Source organism: Variovorax sp. PBL-E5 (assembly GCF_901827185.1).
Taxonomy (GTDB): Bacteria; Pseudomonadota; Gammaproteobacteria; order Burkholderiales; family Burkholderiaceae_C; genus Variovorax.
On sequence record NZ_LR594671.1, the window covers coordinates 2,366,505 to 2,383,573 of the forward strand.

18 protein-coding genes are annotated in these 17,069 nt (G+C 68.7%); 13 read left to right on the top strand and 5 right to left on the bottom strand.

The annotated features are described in order from the left end of the window. Window positions 1–179: 179 nt before the first annotated feature. The 13 genes from WDLP6_RS11535 to WDLP6_RS11595 all read left to right on the top strand — a co-directional run bounded on the left by WDLP6_RS11535 (window position 180) and on the right by WDLP6_RS11595 (window position 13,148). Window positions 180–1,340 (top strand): ABC transporter substrate-binding protein, encoded by a 1,161-nt coding sequence (locus WDLP6_RS11535; protein ID WP_162592449.1) that lies wholly within the window; start codon window positions 180–182, stop codon window positions 1,338–1,340. Between the two features lie 133 nt (window positions 1,341–1,473). Further along, on the top strand, window positions 1,474–2,625 hold the full coding sequence (locus WDLP6_RS11540) for an ABC transporter substrate-binding protein (RefSeq protein ID WP_162592450.1): 1,152 nt from the start codon (window positions 1,474–1,476) through the stop codon (window positions 2,623–2,625). Window positions 2,626–2,764: 139 nt separating this feature from the next. Beyond that, window positions 2,765–4,096, top strand: coding sequence for an aromatic ring-hydroxylating dioxygenase subunit alpha (locus tag WDLP6_RS11545; RefSeq protein WP_162592451.1), 1,332 nt, complete (start codon window positions 2,765–2,767; stop codon window positions 4,094–4,096). Continuing rightward, complete coding sequence (locus WDLP6_RS11550) at window positions 4,093–4,593, top strand: aromatic-ring-hydroxylating dioxygenase subunit beta (protein ID WP_162592452.1); 501 nt, start codon at window positions 4,093–4,095, stop codon at window positions 4,591–4,593. The genes WDLP6_RS11545 and WDLP6_RS11550 overlap by 4 nt, the downstream gene beginning before the upstream one ends. Before the next feature lie 45 nt (window positions 4,594–4,638). Further along, entirely contained in the window at window positions 4,639–5,811 is a 1,173-nt protein-coding gene (locus WDLP6_RS11555) for an ABC transporter substrate-binding protein (RefSeq protein ID WP_162567205.1), read from the top strand. Between the two features lie 40 nt (window positions 5,812–5,851). Continuing rightward, window positions 5,852–6,907: a branched-chain amino acid ABC transporter permease gene (locus WDLP6_RS11560; protein ID WP_162592453.1), complete on the top strand. Its 1,056-nt coding sequence runs from the start codon at window positions 5,852–5,854 to the stop codon at window positions 6,905–6,907. Beyond that, window positions 6,904–8,694, top strand: a complete 1,791-nt coding sequence (locus WDLP6_RS11565; protein ID WP_162592454.1) for a branched-chain amino acid ABC transporter ATP-binding protein/permease — start codon at window positions 6,904–6,906, stop codon at window positions 8,692–8,694. The genes WDLP6_RS11560 and WDLP6_RS11565 overlap by 4 nt, the downstream gene beginning before the upstream one ends. Then, entirely contained in the window at window positions 8,691–9,422 is a 732-nt protein-coding gene (locus WDLP6_RS11570; RefSeq protein ID WP_162567208.1) for an ABC transporter ATP-binding protein, read from the top strand. The genes WDLP6_RS11565 and WDLP6_RS11570 overlap by 4 nt, the downstream gene beginning before the upstream one ends. Further along, window positions 9,415–11,019 carry an ATP-dependent acyl-CoA ligase gene (locus WDLP6_RS11575; RefSeq protein WP_162592455.1) on the top strand — a complete coding sequence of 535 codons (1,605 nt, stop codon included), beginning with the start codon at window positions 9,415–9,417 and terminating at the stop codon, window positions 11,017–11,019. Before WDLP6_RS11570 ends, WDLP6_RS11575 begins: the two co-directional genes overlap by 8 nt. Window positions 11,020–11,122: 103 nt before the next feature. Further along, a complete protein-coding gene (locus WDLP6_RS11580) occupies window positions 11,123–11,902 on the top strand; it encodes an SDR family NAD(P)-dependent oxidoreductase (protein WP_162592456.1) in 780 nt (259 codons plus the stop codon). Beyond that, window positions 11,899–12,414, top strand: coding sequence for a MarR family winged helix-turn-helix transcriptional regulator (locus WDLP6_RS11585; protein ID WP_162567211.1), 516 nt, complete (start codon window positions 11,899–11,901; stop codon window positions 12,412–12,414). The genes WDLP6_RS11580 and WDLP6_RS11585 overlap by 4 nt, the downstream gene beginning before the upstream one ends. Beyond that, on the top strand, window positions 12,411–12,860 hold the full coding sequence (locus tag WDLP6_RS11590; protein WP_162567212.1) for an acyl-CoA thioesterase: 450 nt from the start codon (window positions 12,411–12,413) through the stop codon (window positions 12,858–12,860). The genes WDLP6_RS11585 and WDLP6_RS11590 overlap by 4 nt, the downstream gene beginning before the upstream one ends. Window positions 12,861–12,917: 57 nt before the next feature. Beyond that, on the top strand, window positions 12,918–13,148 hold the full coding sequence (locus WDLP6_RS11595) for a hypothetical protein (protein ID WP_162567213.1): 231 nt from the start codon (window positions 12,918–12,920) through the stop codon (window positions 13,146–13,148). Window positions 13,149–13,165: 17 nt separating this feature from the next. On the opposite strand, the gene WDLP6_RS11600 is transcribed toward WDLP6_RS11595, so the two are convergent. From WDLP6_RS11600 to WDLP6_RS11620, 5 genes are all read right to left on the bottom strand, one after another. Then, entirely contained in the window at window positions 13,166–13,345 is a 180-nt protein-coding gene (locus WDLP6_RS11600; protein WP_162567214.1) for a hypothetical protein, read from the bottom strand. A 111-nt stretch (window positions 13,346–13,456) separates the two neighbouring features. After that, on the bottom strand, window positions 13,457–14,263 hold the full coding sequence (locus WDLP6_RS11605; RefSeq protein ID WP_162592457.1) for a PPK2 family polyphosphate kinase: 807 nt from the start codon (window positions 14,261–14,263) through the stop codon (window positions 13,457–13,459). A 236-nt stretch (window positions 14,264–14,499) separates the two neighbouring features. Then, entirely contained in the window at window positions 14,500–14,928 is a 429-nt protein-coding gene (locus WDLP6_RS11610; protein ID WP_162592458.1) for an RNA-binding S4 domain-containing protein, read from the bottom strand. 3 nt (window positions 14,929–14,931) lie between these two features. Next, window positions 14,932–16,341 (bottom strand): sensor histidine kinase, encoded by a 1,410-nt coding sequence (locus tag WDLP6_RS11615; protein ID WP_162592459.1) that lies wholly within the window; start codon window positions 16,339–16,341, stop codon window positions 14,932–14,934. Beyond that, window positions 16,338–17,030, bottom strand: coding sequence for a response regulator transcription factor (locus tag WDLP6_RS11620; RefSeq protein WP_162592460.1), 693 nt, complete (start codon window positions 17,028–17,030; stop codon window positions 16,338–16,340). The genes WDLP6_RS11615 and WDLP6_RS11620 overlap by 4 nt, the downstream gene beginning before the upstream one ends. Window positions 17,031–17,069 lie beyond the last annotated feature (39 nt).

Consider the following 17,069-nt stretch of genomic DNA (forward strand, 5'->3'; position numbering starts at 1 on the left):
CGCCGTCGTCTTCGCGTTCCTTCTATTGTCAGCGCGGCGGCGTCTCGCTAGTATCGTTGACACCTAAACATTTCATAAATCATGCGGTTGGCGCGAAGCTTGCGTCGCGATCCCGCCCCGAGACAGCTCTTCGTTCGCCGTTCACTCGTCTTCACCCTGTCCACTTCCGGAGCACTGCCATGAAAGTCCTGACCCGAATCCGCGCCGCGAGCCTCGCCCTCGGTATCGCCACCCTGGGCGCCGCCGGCGCGCAGGCGGCCGACCTCAAGGTCGGCCTGATCACCTCGCTGTCGGGGCCGGTGTCCTCGCTCGGCATTCCCTACGAGAAGGGCATCCGGGCCGCGCAGGCCTACATGCCGGACCTCAACGGCCACAAGGTGCAGGTGATCGTGCTCGATGACGCCTCCGATCCCTCGACCGCCGCGCGCAATGCGCGCAAGCTGATCGAGGAGGACAAGGTCGACATCGTGATCGGCTCGGCCGGCACGCCGTCGTCGCTGGCCATCGCGGCCGTCGCGCGCGAAACCAAGACGCCGCAGATCTCGATCGCGTACGCCGATCTTCCCAAGGAAGACGGCGCCTGGATGTTCACGCTGCCGCAGCCCGCCTCGCTGATGATGAGCGCGATGCTCGAGAACATGAAGAAGTCGGGCGTCAAGACGGTGGGCTACATCGGCTACTCCGACGCCTGGGGCGATCTGGTCTACGACGCGCTGACCAAGGGCGCGCCCTCGTACGGCATCAAGGTGCTCAACAACGAACGCTTCGCGCGGGCCGACTCCTCGGTGGCCGGCCAGGTGCTCAAGACGGTGGCGTTGCACCCGGATGCGGTGATGACCGGCGCCTCCGGCACGCCCGGCGCGCTGCCTTACCTGTCGCTCGCCGAGCGCGGCTACAAGGGCAAGCTGTACGGCATGCATTCGCTGATCAACCCCGACTTCATCCGCGTCGGCGGCCCCGCCGTCGAAGGCGTGATCGTGCCGACCGGCCCGGTCGTGGTGGCCGACCAGCTGCCGGCCGGCAACCCGATGCGCAAGGTCGCGATGGCGTTCCGCGACGCCTACCAGAAGGCCAACGGCGCAGTGCCCACCGATACCTTCTCGGCCTACAGCTTCGACGCCTGGCTGGTGACCATGGATGCCGCCAAGCGCGCCTCCGTCAAGGCCGAGCCCGGCACGCCGCAGTTCCGCGCAGCGCTGCGCGACGCGATCGAGAGCACGCACGAACTGGTCGGCACGCACAGCGTCTACAACTTCAAGCCCGACAGCCGCTTCGGCTCCGACGACCGCTCGCGCGTGGTCGTGAAGCTCGAAAAGGGCCAGTGGAAGCTGGTTCCTTAGCTCGCCCCCAGGCTTGCCCACTTCGTGTGGCCGCCCACCCCCTGCCGGGGGCAATACCAGCGGACCGGCTGAGCCGGATCCGCGGTATTTCTGGAAGTGACTCGGCGCTTGACGCGCCTCTCTCGAAATTCATATGACTCGTACATTTGCTCGCTGCTTCGCTGTTTCCGCACTCGCCTTTGGCGTTGCTCAGGCCTTCGCGGCCGATCTGAAGATCGGCTTCATCAGTTCGCTGTCGGGGCCGGTCGCGGCGCTCGGGATTCCGTACGAGAAGGGGATTCGTGCGGCGATCGCGGAGCATCCGGTGATCGCGGGTCACAAGGTCGAGCTGATCGTGCTGGACGATGCTTCCGATCCGACCACGGCCGGGCGCAATGCACGCAAGCTGGTGGTGGACGACAAGGTCGACGTGCTGATCGGCACTTCGGGCGTGCCGGGGGCGATGGCGATCGCGGCGGTGGCGCGCGAGCTCAATACGCCGCTGATTTCGCCCACGCCGGTCACGCTCGCGCCCGCCGACGCGGCATGGACGGTGACGGTGTCGCAGCCCTTTCCGCTGATGGTGGCGGCGGTGGTCGACAGCATGAAGAAGGCGGGTGTGAAGACGGTCGGCTACATCGGTTTTTCCGATGCGCTGGGCGACCTGTCCTACGACTCGCTGCTGAAGGCCACCGGGCCTGCGGGCATCAAGGTGGTGGCGAACGAGCGCTACGGGCGCAGCGATTCGTCGGTGGCGGGGCAGATCCTGAAGATCGTCTCTCAGCACCCGGACGCGGTGTTCGCGGGCAACTCGGGCACGCCGGGCGCGCTGCCCTACCTCGCGCTCGCGGAGCGCGGCTACAAGGGCCGCATCTACGGCACGCACGGCCTCATCAACGCCGACTTCGTGCGCGTCGGCGGCGCCTCGATCGAAGGCCTGGAGGTGCCGAGCGGACCGGTGCTGGTGGCCGACCAGCTGCCGGACAGCAACCCGATCAAGAAGGTGTCGATGGCCTTTCGCGCCGCCTACGAGAAGACCAACAACGGCGTGGTCCCGACCGATGCCTTCTCGGCCTACACGTATGACGCCTACCTGCTGCTTGCCGATGCGGCCGCGCGCGCCAAGGGCGAGCCCGGCACGGCGCAGTACCGCACGGCGCTGCGCGATGCGATCGTCAGCACCAAGGAGCTGGTGGGCACGCACGGCGTCTACAACTTCAAGGCGGGCGGCGATGGCTACGGCTCGGACAAACGTGCCGTGGTGATCATCAAGATGGAGAAGGGCCAGTGGAAGCTGGTGCCGTAATGTCTCTCCCCCAGTCTTCGCGCACTTCGTGTCGCTTCGCCAACCCCCTCACCGGGGGCAACACCGGCGGCCCGGCGAGGCCGGTTCCGCGGTGTTCGCGCGCGAATGCGGGGAGCACGATGGACAGGATGCTTTTGAGATGACCAGCGCTTATCGCAATGACGCTCGCGTCATCCGCGCGCTGGTACAGGAAGACCGCGTGCATCGCGACCTGTACCTGAGCGAGGAGCTGTTCGCGCTCGAACAGGATCACTTCTTCGCCAACACCTGGAACTACCTGGGCCACGCGAGCCAGGTGCCGAATGCGGGCGACTACCGGGCGCAGGACATCGCGGGCCGGCCGCTCATGATGGTGCGGCAGGCCGATGGCGGCATCCGGGTGTTCTACAACCGCTGCGCGCACAAGGGCACGCAACTGGTCAGCGATGAATGCGGCAACGCCGGCAAGTTCTTCCGCTGCCCGTATCACGCGTGGACCTACAAGCTCGACGGCGCGCCGCTCGCGGTGCCGCTCAAGAGCGGCTACGAGGGCACGCGGTTGAAGCAATGCGAATCGGGGCAGGGGCTGGTCGCGCTCAAGCATGTGGCGGTCTACCGCGACTTCGTCTTCGTGCGGCTCGGCGACGCAGGCCCGGACTTCGAAGCCTATTTCGGCGAGGTGCTGCAGGCCATCGACAACATGGTCGACCGCTCGCCCGAAGGCCGCCTGACGCTGGCCGGCGGCGCGATGCGCAACGTCATCCATTGCAACTGGAAGATGTACCTCGAGAACATCAACGACACGGTGCATCCGATGTCGACCCACGAATCGGCGACGGCCGCCGCCAATGCGCTGTGGCAGGGCCGCGCGGCCGACGAGCCCAAGCCGATGGCGATGGAGCAGATCCTGCCCTTCGGCTCGGGCTACGACTTCTTCGACAGGATGGGCGGGCGCGTGTTCGCGCACGGGCACAGCGTGCTCGGTGTCAACTTCAGCATCCACTCGAACTACGCGCCGCTGCCCGCGTACGAGCAGGCGATGCGCGAGGCCCATGGCGCCGAGCGCGCGGCCGACATCCTGCAACGCTCGCCGCAGAACTCGGTGTTCTTTCCGAGCCTGTCGGTCAAGGGCTCGCCGCAGGCGATCCGCGTGATCCGGCCGCTGGCCGCGGACCGCACGCTGGTCGAGGCCTGGGCCTTCCGCGCGGCGGGCGCGCCCGAGCTGCTGTTCGAGCGCGCGATGAGCTACAACCGGCTCGTGTTCTCGCCGATGTCGGTGGTCGCGCACGACGACGTGCATCTGTTCGAGAGCATGCAGAAGGGCCTGCGCGGCGAGGGCAACGAATGGGTCAGCCTGCACCGCGACTACAAGGCCGGCGAATTCGATGCGCCGGCGCAGACCACCAACGGCACCAACGAGCTTCTGATGCGCAACCAGTTCCGCGCCTGGGCCGAGTTCATGACGATGGACATGGTGGAGGCCGCGGCATGAGCCTGACGGTGGACACCACTTTCGCGCCGACCGCGCTGTGCGACTTCGTCGCCGCCGAAGCCGCACTGATCGACGAAGGCCGCTTCGACGAGTGGCTCGCGCTGTTCGCCGAGGACGGCCGCTACTGGGTGCCGCTGCTCGGCGCGCGCCAGGCCGATCCGCTCTCGCACAACTCCATCGCCTACGAGGACCGGCTGCTGCTGCAGCTGCGCATCGAGCGCTTGAAGAATCCGCGTGCGCATTCGCAGCATCCGCCGAGCCACTGCCAGCACGTGCTGCAGTGCTCGCGCATCGAGCATATCGATGCGGCAGCCGGCACGGCCGCGCTGCGCACGCCCTTCATCTACATCGAGATGCGCGGCGAGCAGCAAGTGCTGCTCACCGGCGTCTGCCACCACGCACTGGTGCGCGGCGCGGGCGGCCTGTTGATCCGCCAGAAGCGCATCGACCTGCTGCAGCCCGAGCGTGCGCTGCCGGCCATCCAGTTGTTCATCTGAACGCGCTTTCCCACTCGTATCCATCACCCTTCCAGGAGCAAAGACATGAAGAGCCTGACCCAGACCCTGACCCGCGGCGCCATCGCGGCCGCCGCCGTGGCCGCGATGACCGGTTTCGCTTCCGGCGCGCTGGCTGCCGATTACAAGGTCGGGCTGAGCGTCTCGCTCTCGGGACCCAACTCGTCGCTCGGCGTGCCCTACGTGAAGGGCATGCAGGCCGCGCAGGCCTACAAGCCGGAGATCAACGGTCGCAAGGTGCAGCTCATCGTGCTGGACGACGGTTCCGATCCGACCACGGCCGGCCGCAATGCGCGCAAGCTGATCGAGGAAGACAAGGTCGATGTGCTGATGGGCACCTCGGGCGTGCCGGCAGCCATCGCCATGGCGCAGGTGGCGCGCGAGGACAAGACGCCGATGATCGGGCTGACGCCGATCGCGCTCGATCCGAAGGACAACCCCTGGGTCATGACCGTGGCCCAGCCGACGCAGCTCATGATCGACGCGGTGGTGGAGCGCATGAAGCGCAACGGCGTGAAGACGGTCGGCTACATCGGCTTTTCCGACGCCTGGGGCGACCTGGTCTACGACGCGCTGATGAAGGCCGCGCCGGCCGCCGGCATCAAGGTGGTGAGCAACGAGCGCTATGCGCGCGCCGACGCCTCGGTCACCGGGCAGATCCTGAAGATCGTCGCCCTCAAGCCCGACGCAGTGATGACCGGCGGCGCCGGCACGCCCGGCGCCTTGCCTTTCCTCGCGCTGAAGGAGCGTGGCTTCAAGGGCGGCGTGTACGGCCAGCACGGGCTCATCAACCCCGACTTCGTGCGCGTGGTCGGCGCCGCCGGCCAGGACGCGCTGATGCCGACCGGCCCGGTGATCGTGGCCGAGCAGCTGCCCGACGACAACCCGACCAAGAAGATCGGCCTGGCCTTCCGCGAGGTGTTCCAGAAGGTCAACAACGCCCCGACCACCGATGCCTTCTCGGCCTATTCCTTCGACGGCTGGCTGGTGTTCGCCGATGCCGCCGCGCGTGTGGGCAACAAGGCGCAGCCCGGCACGCCGGAGTTCCGCACCGCGCTGCGCGATGCGATCTTCAGCACCAAGGAAGTGGTGGGCACGCACGGCGTCTACACCTTCAAGCCCGGCGACCTGTACGGCGTCGACCAGCGTGCGCGCGTGATCGTCAAGCTCGACAACGGCCAATGGAAGCTCGCGCCCTGAACGCGCGCGTCGAGAAAAAAGGCATGGGGAGGAATTTCCAATGACATGGGACGTGGCGCTCATCCTGATCACCGATGGGCTGGCCAACGGTGCCGTCTATCTGCTGGCCGGGCTCGGGCTGGTGCTCATCTTCTCGGTCACGCGGGTGGTGTTCGTGCCCTTCGGCGACATCGCCGCCTTCGCCGCGCTGACGCTGGCCGCCTTCGAGACCGGCCGCGTGCCGGCCACCATCGGCCTGGTGCTGACGCTGGCAGCGCTGGCGACGCTGACCGAGGTGGTCGGCCTCGCGCGGCGGCGCGAGTTCGCGCGCATTCCGAAGTCGATCGCGCTCTGGGCCGTGGGGCCCGCCGTGCCCTGCGCGCTGGCGTGGCTGGCGGCGCATTTCGGCGCGCCGGCGCCGCTCAGGATCGCGGCCGCGGTGCTGCTGGTGGTCCCGATCGCGCCGCTGCTCGCGCGGATCGTGTTCCAGCCGATCGCCGATGCCTCGGTGCTGGTGCTGCTGATCGTGTCGCTGGCGCTGCACTTCCTGCTGTCGGGCCTCGGCCTGCTGTTCTTCGGGCCGGAGGGCTCGCGCACCAATCCGCTGGCGACCGGGGCGCTGTCGATCGGCGACAGCTTCACCGTCAGCGGGCAGGTGATCCTGATGGTGGCCTCGGCCATCGTGCTGAGCGGGCTCTTCTTCCTCGTCTTCGAACGCACCGTGGCCGGCAAGGCGCTGCGCGCGACCGCGGTCAACCGCGTCGGCGCGCGGCTGGTCGGCATCCGGCCGGCGCGCACCGCGATGCTGGCCTACGGCGCTGCCTCGCTGCTGGCCGGGCTGATCGGCGTGCTGATCGCGCCCGTGACCACGATGTACTACGACTCGGGCTTCATCATCGGCCTGAAGGCCTTCGTCGCCGCGATCATCGGCGGGCTGGTGAGCTATCCGATGACGGCGGTCGGCGCGCTCGCGGTCGGCCTGGTCGAGAGCTTCGCCTCGTTCTGGAGCGGCGCACTGAAGGACGTGATCGTGTTCAGCCTGCTGATCCCGGTGCTGATGCTGCAATCCTTCATGAGCCGGCACGTCGAGGAAGAGGAAGAAGAGGTGGACCAATGAACCACCGTTCGAACGTCCGCCTGCTCGTCGGCGTGATCGTGGTCGCGATTGCGATCGCGCCGCTGCTGATCGGCAGTTTCACCGTCTCGCTGATGAATGACATCGGCGTCGGCGCGCTGGTCGCGCTCGGGCTGGTGCTGCTCACCGGCGTCGGCGGGGCGACCTCCTTCGGGCAAGCGGCCTTCGTTGGCATCGCGGCCTATTCGACCGCCTGGCTGACCACCGCGCATGCGGTGTCGCCCTGGATCGGCCTGCTGTTTGCGCTGCTGCTCACCGGGCTGTCGGCGTTGTTCATCGGCATGCTGACGCTGCGCCTGGGCGGGCATTTCCTGCCGCTGTCGACCATCGCGTGGGGGTTGTCGATCGCGATGCTGTTCGGAAACGTCGATGCGCTCGGCCGTCACACCGGGCTGTCGAACATTCCGGCCTTGCGGATCGCGGGCTGGTCGCTGATCGAGCCGCGCGCGATCTACTACCTGATCTGGGCGATCGTCGGGCTGTCGTTCCTGTTCAGCTACAACCTGCTGGGCTCGCGGCCGGGCCGGGCCATCCGCAGCCTGCGCGGCGGCGCCACGCTGCTGGCCAGCGTGGGCGCGGATGCGTACCGCGTGCGGCTGTCGCTGTTCGTCACGGCCGCCTTGTTCGCGGGGCTGGCAGGCTGGCTCTATGCACACATGAACCGCTTCGTCAGCCCGGCGCCCTTCGACGTGCAGGCCAGCATCGAGTACCTGCTGATGGCGGTGGCCGGCGGCCTGGGGCAACTCGGCGGTGCGCTGTTGGGCTCGGCGCTGGTGCTGATCCTGCGCAACGGCCTGCAGGACGTGCTGCCGCTCTTGACGCAGCGCGCCGGCCAGCTCGAGGCGATCGCGTTCGCGACGCTCTTCATCCTGCTGGTGCACTTCGCGCGCGGCGGCCTGATGGGCTTCGTGCGGCGCATGACGCGCGGGCGCTTCGCGGCGTCGGGCCCGCCGGCGGCCGAGCTCGCGGTGCCGGTCGCGCCGCTGGCGCACCGCAAGCTGCCGGAGCGCGGCACGCGCATCCTGTCGGTCGATGGTGCGGTCAAGCGCTTCGGCGGGCTGGTGGCGGTGAACGAGGTGAGCTTCGATGTGAACGCGGGCGAGATCATCGGCCTGATCGGTCCCAACGGCGCCGGCAAGTCGACCATGTTCAACCTGCTGACCTGCACCTTGCCGATGACGGCCGGGCGCGTGCGTTTCCTGGACCACGACATCGCCGGCATGCCGCAGCGCGAGGTCGCGCGGCTGGGGCTGGCGCGCACCTTCCAGCACGTCAAGCTGCGGCCGCACATGAACCTGCTGGACAACGTCGCGCTCGGCGCGCATTCGCGCACGCGCGCCGGCCTGCTGCGCGCGGGCCTGCGGCTGGACCGCACCGAGGAGCGCCAGATCCTGCAGGAGGCCCGGCGCCAGCTCGACCGCATCGGCCTCGGCGATCGCGCCCACGAGCTCGCGGGCAGCCTGCCGCTCGGCACGCAGCGCATCCTGGAGATCGCGCGTGCGCTGGCCGCCGACCCGGTGCTGCTGGTGCTGGACGAACCCGCCGCGGGCCTGCGGCGCAAGGAGAAGATGGCGCTCGGCGATCTGCTGCGCAAGCTGCGCGAGGAGGGGGTGACGATCCTGATCGTCGAACATGACATGGACTTCGTGATGAAACTCGTCGATCGGCTGGTGGTGATGAACTTCGGCTCCAAGCTGATCGAGGGCGTGCCGTCGGCGGTGCGGGCGGACGAGCGCGTGCAGGCTGCGTACCTCGGGAGTGTCGTATGACTGCGATGCTCGAAATCGGCGATCTGCATGTGTCCTACGGGCAAGTCGATGCGGTGCGCGGCGTGTCGCTGTCGCTGGCCAAGGGCCAGATCATCTCGGTGATCGGCCCCAACGGCGCCGGCAAGACCACGCTGCTCGCGGCCGCAATGGGCCTGTTGCCCTCGAAGGGCGTGCTGCGCTTCGAGGGCGAGGATCTGCACGCGCTCGATGTCGAATCGCGCGTCGAGCGCGGCCTGTGCCTGGTGCCCGAGAAGCGCGAACTCTTCGGCGAACTCACGGTGCTGGACAACCTTCAGCTCGGTGCCTACACGAAGCGGCTGCGCAGCGATGCGCTGAAGCAGCGGCTGCAATCGGTGTACGACCGCTTCCCGCGGCTGGCCGAGCGCAGGACGCAGCGCGCCAACACGCTCTCGGGCGGCGAGCGGCAGATGCTCGCCGTCGGCCGGGCGCTGATGTCGGCGCCGCGCCTCCTGATGCTCGACGAGCCGAGCCTCGGCCTCGCGCCGCTGATCGTGCGCGACATCCTCACCATCGTGCGAAAGCTGCGCGACGACGGCGTGTCGATCCTGCTGGTCGAGCAGAACGCGCGCGCGGCGCTCGAGAGTTCCGACGAAGGCTACGTGCTGGAGACCGGCGAGATCGCGCTGTCGGGCAAGTCGCAGGAACTGGCCAGCGATCCGCGGGTGCAGGCCACCTACCTCGGCGGCGGCACGCACGACGATGACTGAGAACGCCTTCGACGTGCTGCCGCCCGCGGCACGAACGCTGCCGGCGATGCTGCGCAGGCAGGCCGAGGCCTTCGGTGCGCGGCCGCTGCTGTCGATCGCCGGCACGCGCTGGACGCATGCCGACGCGGCCGCCATCGTCGCGCGGCGTGCGGCCGCATTGCAGCGCGCGGGTGTGCAGCGCGGCGAGCGCGTGGCGCTGATGTGCGGCAACCGCGTCGAATGCCTCGAGACCTTTCTGGCCTGCGGCTGGATCGGCGCGGTGGCGGTGCCGATCAACACCGCATCGATGGGGCCGCAGATCCAGTACTTCCTGGCCAACAGCGGTGCGCGGCTGCTGCTGATCGACGACGCGTTCATCGAACGGCTGCGCACCGCCGACCTGTCGCAGACCGCGCTCGCGGCGATCTGGACGGTGGGCGAGGGCGACGCGGCGGCGGACCACTGCGGCGACGTGCCGGTCGAAGCCTTTCCCGCGCCCGGCATTGCCGCGGAGCCGGCCGAGGTGCAGCCGGGCGACACGCTCGCGATCCTCTACACCTCGGGCACGACCGGTCCCGCGAAGGGCGTGATCTGTCCGCATGCGCAGTACTACTGGTGGGGCGTGCACACGGCGCGCATCCTTGATGTCGGCCGCGACGACGTGCTGTGCACCACGCTGCCGCTCTTTCACATCAATGCGCTCAACACCTTCGCGCAGGCCGCGCTCACGGGCGCCGGGGTGGTCTATGCGCCGCGCTTCTCGGCCTCGGGCTTCTGGTCGGCGATGCGTGATTGCGGCGCCACGGTGGTCTATCTGCTCGGCGCCATGGTGCCGATCCTGCTCGCGCAGCCCGAAGGCGCGCACGAGCGCGCGCACCGCGTGCGCATCGGCCTCGGGCCCGGCGTGCCGGCCTCGGCGGGCGAGGCTTTCGCGCGGCGCACCGGCGTCGGGCTGCTCGAAGGCTATGGCTCGACGGAGACCAACTTCGTCATCGCGACGCGCCCGGATGCGCCCCGTTCGGGCGTGATGGGCTGGCTGCAGCCGGGCTTCGAGGCGCGGGTGGCCGATGCGACGGATGCCGCGCTGCCCGACGGCGAGGCGGGCGAACTGCTGCTGCGCGCCGATGAGCCTTTCGCTTTCGCGACCGGCTATTTCGGCATGCCCGACAAGACGGTCGAGGCCTGGCGCAACCTGTGGTTCCACACCGGCGACCGCGTGCTGCGCGAGGCGGACGGCGCGTTCCGTTTCATCGACCGCCTCAAGGACGCGATCCGGCGGCGCGGCGAGAACATCTCTTCCTACGAGGTCGAGCAGGTGCTGCTCGGCCATCCGTCGGTCGCGGCCGTGGCGGTCTATCCGGTGGGCTCGGAACTTGCCGAGGACGAGGTCATGGCGGCGCTCGTCGCACGGCCCGGCGTGGCCGTCGACATGGCCGAACTCGTGCGCTATTGCGAAACGCGGCTGCCGTATTTCGCGGTGCCGCGCTACATCGAGCTCTTCGCGGATCTGCCGCGCACCGAGAACGGCAAGGTGCAGAAGTTCAGGCTGCGCGAGCGCGGCGTCACCGCCGCCACGTGGGACCGCGGACCTGCGTCGCGGCCGCCGCCCAGGGCCTGAGGAGGCCGGCCGATGCACTCGACCGCCGGCCGTTGCGCAGCGCCGAAATGATTTAGAAGTAAACTAATTGCACCGAACCCTGTTGCGTGCGCTGGAGACATCGATGCCCGAATCTGCCTTTCTCGAGAACCGACATGCGCTGGTCACCGGCGCTGCGCGCGGCATCGGCGCCGAGATCGCGCGCACGCTGGCCGCCGCCGGCGCCAGGCTCACGCTGCTGGGCCGCCAGCGCGAGACGCTGCAGCGCCTTGCCGGCGAGCTGCCGGGCAGCGGCCACGGGATCGTGGTCGCCGACGTGGCCGATGAACAGTCGGTGGCCGCCGCGTTCGCCGAGGCGCGCACGGCACGCGGGCCGCTCGCGATCCTGATCAACAACGCGGGGCAGGCCGAGAGCGCGCCCTTTCTCAAGACCTCGGCCGAGCTCTGGCAGCGCATGCTCGGCGTCAATCTCACGGGCAGCTTCCTGTGCGCGCAGGCGGCGCTGCCCGACATGCTGCAGGCAGGCTGGGGACGCATCGTCAACATCGCCAGCACGGCGGGGCAGAAGGGCTATCCGTACGTGAGCGCCTATGCGGCCGCCAAGCACGGCGTGGTCGGGCTCACGCGCTCGCTCGCGCTCGAGGTGGCGAAGAAGGGCGTGACCGTCAACGCGGTCTGTCCGGGCTACACCGACACCGACATCCTCCGTGCCAGCGTGGCCAACGTGGTCGCCAAGACCGGCCGCAGCGCGCAGGACGCGATGGCCGAGTTCTCCGCCGGCAATCCGCAGCAGCGCATCGTGCAGCCGGCCGAGGTGGCGGACGCGGTGCGCTGGCTGTGCGGCGAAGGCGCGGCATCGATCAACGGGCAGTCGATCTCGGTGTCGGGCGGAGAGGTGACATGAAGAGCCACGATGCCTCGCACGCCGCCTTGAGCGACGCGCGCGAACTCGGCCACGAGGCGCGCGCCGGCAGTGGCGACCACGCGGTGCTCAAGCTGTGGCTGCGCATGCTGGCCAGCACGACGCAGATCGAAAAGGAAATCCGCACGCGCCTGCGCGAACGCTTCGGCATCTCGCTGGCGCGCTTCGACTACATGGCGCAGCTCTACCGCTACCGCGAGGGCCTGACCATGCGCGTGCTGTCGCGCTACCTGATGGTGACCGGCGGCAACGTGACCGGCCTGACCGACGAGCTCGAACGCGAGGGCGCGGTGGTGCGCAAGAGCAGCCCCGACGATCGCCGTTCGTGGATCGTGAGCCTCACGCCCAAGGGCCGGCGCAGCTTCGAGGCCATGGCCAAGGAGCACGAACAGTGGGTCCTCGAGATGTTCTCCTCGCTCGACGTGGGCACGGTGCAGCAGTTGCACACCCACCTGGGCCAGCTGCGCGTGCACCTGGTGCGCAACGACGCATGAATGCGGCGCAGCGGCCAGGCGCCATGCCCTTCGTGCGCGAGCGGCTGATCCGTTTCTCGGATTGCGATCCGGCCGGTATCGTGTTCTATCCGCAGTACTTCGTGATGTTCAACGGGCTGGTCGAGGACTGGGTCGACGAGGCGCTGGGCATCGGCTATCGCGCGCTGGTGATCGAGCGCCGCATCGGCTTGCCGACGGTCCGGCTCGAAGCCGATTTCCGGGCGGTGAGCCGGATGGGCGACCGTGTCGCGCTGTCGCTCGAAGTCGAGCGCCTCGGCGGCCGTTCGCTGACGCTGGCATTGCGCTGTGTCGGCGCCGGCGGCGAACTGCGCATGCAGATGCGGCAGGTGCTGGTGCTGACCTCCCTCGACACCCATCGCGCGATCGACGTGCCGGCCGACCTGAAGGCCGCGATCGAAGGAAGGCCGGGCGCGGCAAAGCAATGAGGCGCGGCGGGCCTTGCGGCGCTGCCTATGATGGTTCCCTTTGAAGAGGATGCCGAGATGAGCCCAACGCTTCCCCGACGCCTGCTGATCGTGTCGCTGCTGCCGATCCTGGCGCTGGCGGCCTGCAGCGCCCGCGACAAGGAGGCCCAGGCGAAAGAGATCGATCGCTGCCGGGCCCAGGTCAAGGACTTTCCGGATCCAACGCAGCAGGACGCGAAGCGGCGCTTCTGCGCCAAGCTCGAATTCGACTATCGCAACAAGTACGAGAGCCAGCCCGACCCGCGCTGAGCGGGCCGCGGCGGTACTCACGACCCGTGGCGGTCGTGCCTGAGTTCGTCGATCACGGTGATCGATTGCTCGATGCGCTGCGTGATCTCGTCGTGCAGGATCTTCGGCGATCGGCTGACCGCGACCATGATCAGGACGCCGGCGCCCACCACCGAAAAGAGCGCCACGAGCAAGTCCATGTATGTGAATGCGTTCATCGAAGTCCTGCCATCGGTGGTTCGAAATGGGGAAGGCGCGTAGTCTGGCAGCAGCGCCGTTACATTTCAATACACCATTTGGGGGAGAGACAGCGCCGTGCCGGGCGCTCCTTATTTGACGACCAGCCCGTCGAGCGCCGGATCGGACGGCGGCAGCGTGAGTTTCATCTCGCGCAGCGTCTTGACCAGGAGGCGGGCGATCATCAGGTTGCGATGGCGCTTGCTGTTGGCCGGTATCACGTGCCAGGGTGCCCACGCGCTCGAGGTGGCGGCCAGCGCCTTCTCGTAGGCGCGCTGGTAGGCATCCCATTTCGTGCGCACGGCCAGGTCGCCCATGCTGAACTTCCAGCGCTTGCCGACCTCGTCGACGCGCGCCTGCAGCCGCTCGCGCTGGGTGTCCTTGCCGATGTGCAGCATGCACTTGATGACGACCGTGCCGGTCTCGGCAAGCAGCCGTTCGAAGTCGTTGATCTGCGCATAGCGGCGCGCGGTCTCTGCCTTGTCGATCCAGCCTTCGACCACGGGCACCAGCACGTCTTCGTAGTGGCTTCGGTTCCAGACCGTGATCTCGCCCGTGCGCGGCACCACCGCATGGCAGCGCCACAGGTAGTCGTGCGCGCGTTCCTCGTCGTTCGGCGCCTTGAACGCGGCCACCCGTACGCCCAGCGGCGAGGTGCGCGAGAACACCCAGCGGATGGTGCCGTCCTTGCCGCTCGTGTCCATGCCCTGCAGCACCAGCAGCAGCTTGCGCCGGCCTTCGGCATGCAGCACGTTCTGCAGGTCGTCGAGCTCGACGGCCAGCGTGTCGAGCTGCTCGCGCTGCGCCGACTCGGAGCCGCCGAGGAAGGGCGTGTCGCCCGGGTCGACGTCTGCGAGCTTGAACTTGCGGCCGACGCGGTATTTCTTGAAACTGGCCATGACGGGAGGTCTCCTTGCACAGGGCTGGAAGGGCGCCGGCGTGCGGTGCCCCGGGATGTGTACCAATGAGGTCCCCCGAACAGGCGAGGGCCTTTGATTGAAGCGCGTTCATGCCAATTAGTTCACGTGCATTCCAGCGCAATAGGGTTCAAACTGCAGTCTCGGTTTCTCTTAGGGGATTGCTCAAAGCGCAATCATTCGGCTCGCTTCATGCGAGCCGTTTTTTTTGGACGTACCTATTCGTCCTCGGCGTCCAGCGAAGCGCTCCAGCGGTTGTCCCACTCGGGGTGCCGCGCCACGCCCTCGAGGCTGCGCCGATCGCGCTTGGTGGGCCGTCCCTGCTCGATGCTGAGCGCCGGCTCGGTGCCCATGCGCCGCTGCTCGCGCGCCACCGCCTGCGCCGCGAGGCTTTCAGGCGTTTCCTCGTAGAGCTGTTGCGCGACCGGCGCCGGCCCGCGCTGGCCGCTGAGGCCGCGCACCTGTACCACGCGGGTCAGGCTGCCGAGCCGGATCGACACGGTGTCACCCGCCTTGACCTCGCGCGAGGCCTTGGCGATGTCGCCATTGACCTGGATGCGGTTCTTGCCGATCTCGTCGGCCGCGAGCGAGCGGGTCTTGAAGAAGCGCGCGGCCCAGAGCCATTTGTCGATGCGTAGACGGTCCATGGTTCAGGAATTGTCGCGGACGCGCGGCAGCCGCGCGACAGCGTCCAGCCCGACCCTGCGTGCGCCGGATTCCCTGTTGTCCAATGCGATGCGGCCGCCCAGCGCCAGCACGATCTCGCGGCAGATGGCCAGGCCCAGCCCGGAGCCGCTGGCGATGTCGCCGGCAGCGAAGGGGGCAAAGAGGCGCTGCCGCAGCTCGGCGGAAATGCCGGGGCCTTCGTCCTGCACCGCCAGCACGGCATCGTCGCCCTCGGCCTGCACGCGCACGGCGAGCGCGCCGCCCTGTGGGCTGTGCCGGATGGCGTTGTGCAGCAGATTGCGCGCGAGTTCCTGCAGCATCCAGCGGTGCGCGCGCACCAGCGTCGGCGCGGCTGAGAGCTCGAAGTCGAGCGCCTTGTCGGCGATCAGCGGCGAGAGGTCGAGCGCGACCTGACGCACCATCTCGCCGAGGTCCAGCACCATCGACTCGGGCTGCTGGCGCAACTGCTCGACCTTGGCGAGCGACAGCATCTGGTTGGCCAGCGTGGTCGCGCGCTCCACCGTGTGCGCGATCTCGCCCAGCGCCTGCGCGGCCGGCACGTCGCCGCGCTGCGCCGACTGCACCTGCGCCTTGAGCACGGCCAGCGGCGTGCGCAGCTGGTGCGCGCTGTCGCGCACGAAGCGCTTCTGGTGGTCGAGCAGCCGCTGCAGGCGGCCCATGGCCTGGGTGGTGGCGTCGATCAGCGGCCGCAGTTCGCGCGGCGCGTCTGGTGCGTCGATCGGCGACAGGTCGTCGGCCGCGCGCGCCTCGATCGCGCGGCCCAGCTCGCGCACCGGCCGCGTCGCGCGCTGCACCACCCCCACGGTGACGCCTGCGATCACGCCGAGCAGCGCCAGCTGGCGCCAGAGCGTGGCGACGAGCAGCCGGCGCGCCAGCGTCTCGCGCAGTTCCAGCGTTTCCGCCACCTGCACCACGGCCATGCCGCGGCCCCGCGCGCTCGCGACCGGCTGCAGCAGCACCGCCACGCGCACTGGCCGGTCGCGAAACCGGTCGTCGTAGAAATCGACCAGCGCCGCATAGGGCGGACGGTCGGGCAGCTTGCCGCGCCAGAAAGGCAGCTCGGCAAAGCCCGAGATCATCTCGCCGTCCTGCGCCGACACGCGGTAGTACATGCGGCTCTGGTTGTCGGCCTCGAAGGCTTCGAGGGCCGAGTAGGGAACGATCGCGCGCAGCGATGCGGCCTCGTCATAGCCTTCGACGTCCAACTGCTCGCCGATGGTCTTGGCCGAGGCGAGCAGCGTGCGGTCGTACGCCGTGGTCGCAGCCGCGAGGCTCTGGCGGTACAGGCTCACGCTGTTGATCACGATGAACAGCGCGATCGGCACCAGGATGCCGAGCAGCAGCCGGGCACGCAGCGACGAGGCGCGGCTCATGCCTTTTTTTCTTCTTCTTCGCGCAGCAGGTAGCCCAGGCCGCGCAGCGTCATCAGCGCGGCGCCGGTGCCGGCCAGCTTCTTGCGCAGCCGGTAGACCACGACCTCGACCGCCTCGTACTGCACCTCCGCCTCGCCGGGAAAGACGAGTTCGAACAGGCGTTCCTTGGCGATCGCATGGCCGGGCTTGACCATCAGGGCCTTGAGCAGCGCGAGTTCGCGCGGCGTGAGTTCGAGCACCTCGGCGCGGTGGTAGATCGCGCCGCTGTCGATCTCGTAGCGCAGGCCGCCGACCTCGCGAGGGCTGCCGGAAGGCTCCGGCCCGGCGTTGCCGTGGCGGCGGTTCAGCGCCCGGAGCCGGGCTTCGAGTTCGTCGAGGTCGAAGGGCTTGGGCAGGTAGTCGTCGGCGCCGGCGTTGAGGCCCATGACCCGGTCGCCCACCGTGCCGCGCGCAGTCAGGAGCAGCACCGGCGTCCGCAACCCGGCCGCGCGCGCCTGGGCCAGCACCTGCAGGCCGTCGACATGGGGCAGGTTGAGGTCGAGCGCCACCACGTCGGGCTCGAGCGCGCGCCACTGGGCCAGCGCCAGGGCGCCGTCGCCGCAGATGCGCACGTCGATCCGGCGGCGGCCCAGGGTGCGCTGCAGCGTGGTTTGCATCGACGGATCGTCTTCGATTAGCAGCAGCTTCATGCCCTGAATTTCAGTGTTTACCCCAATGCGCGCGACAGC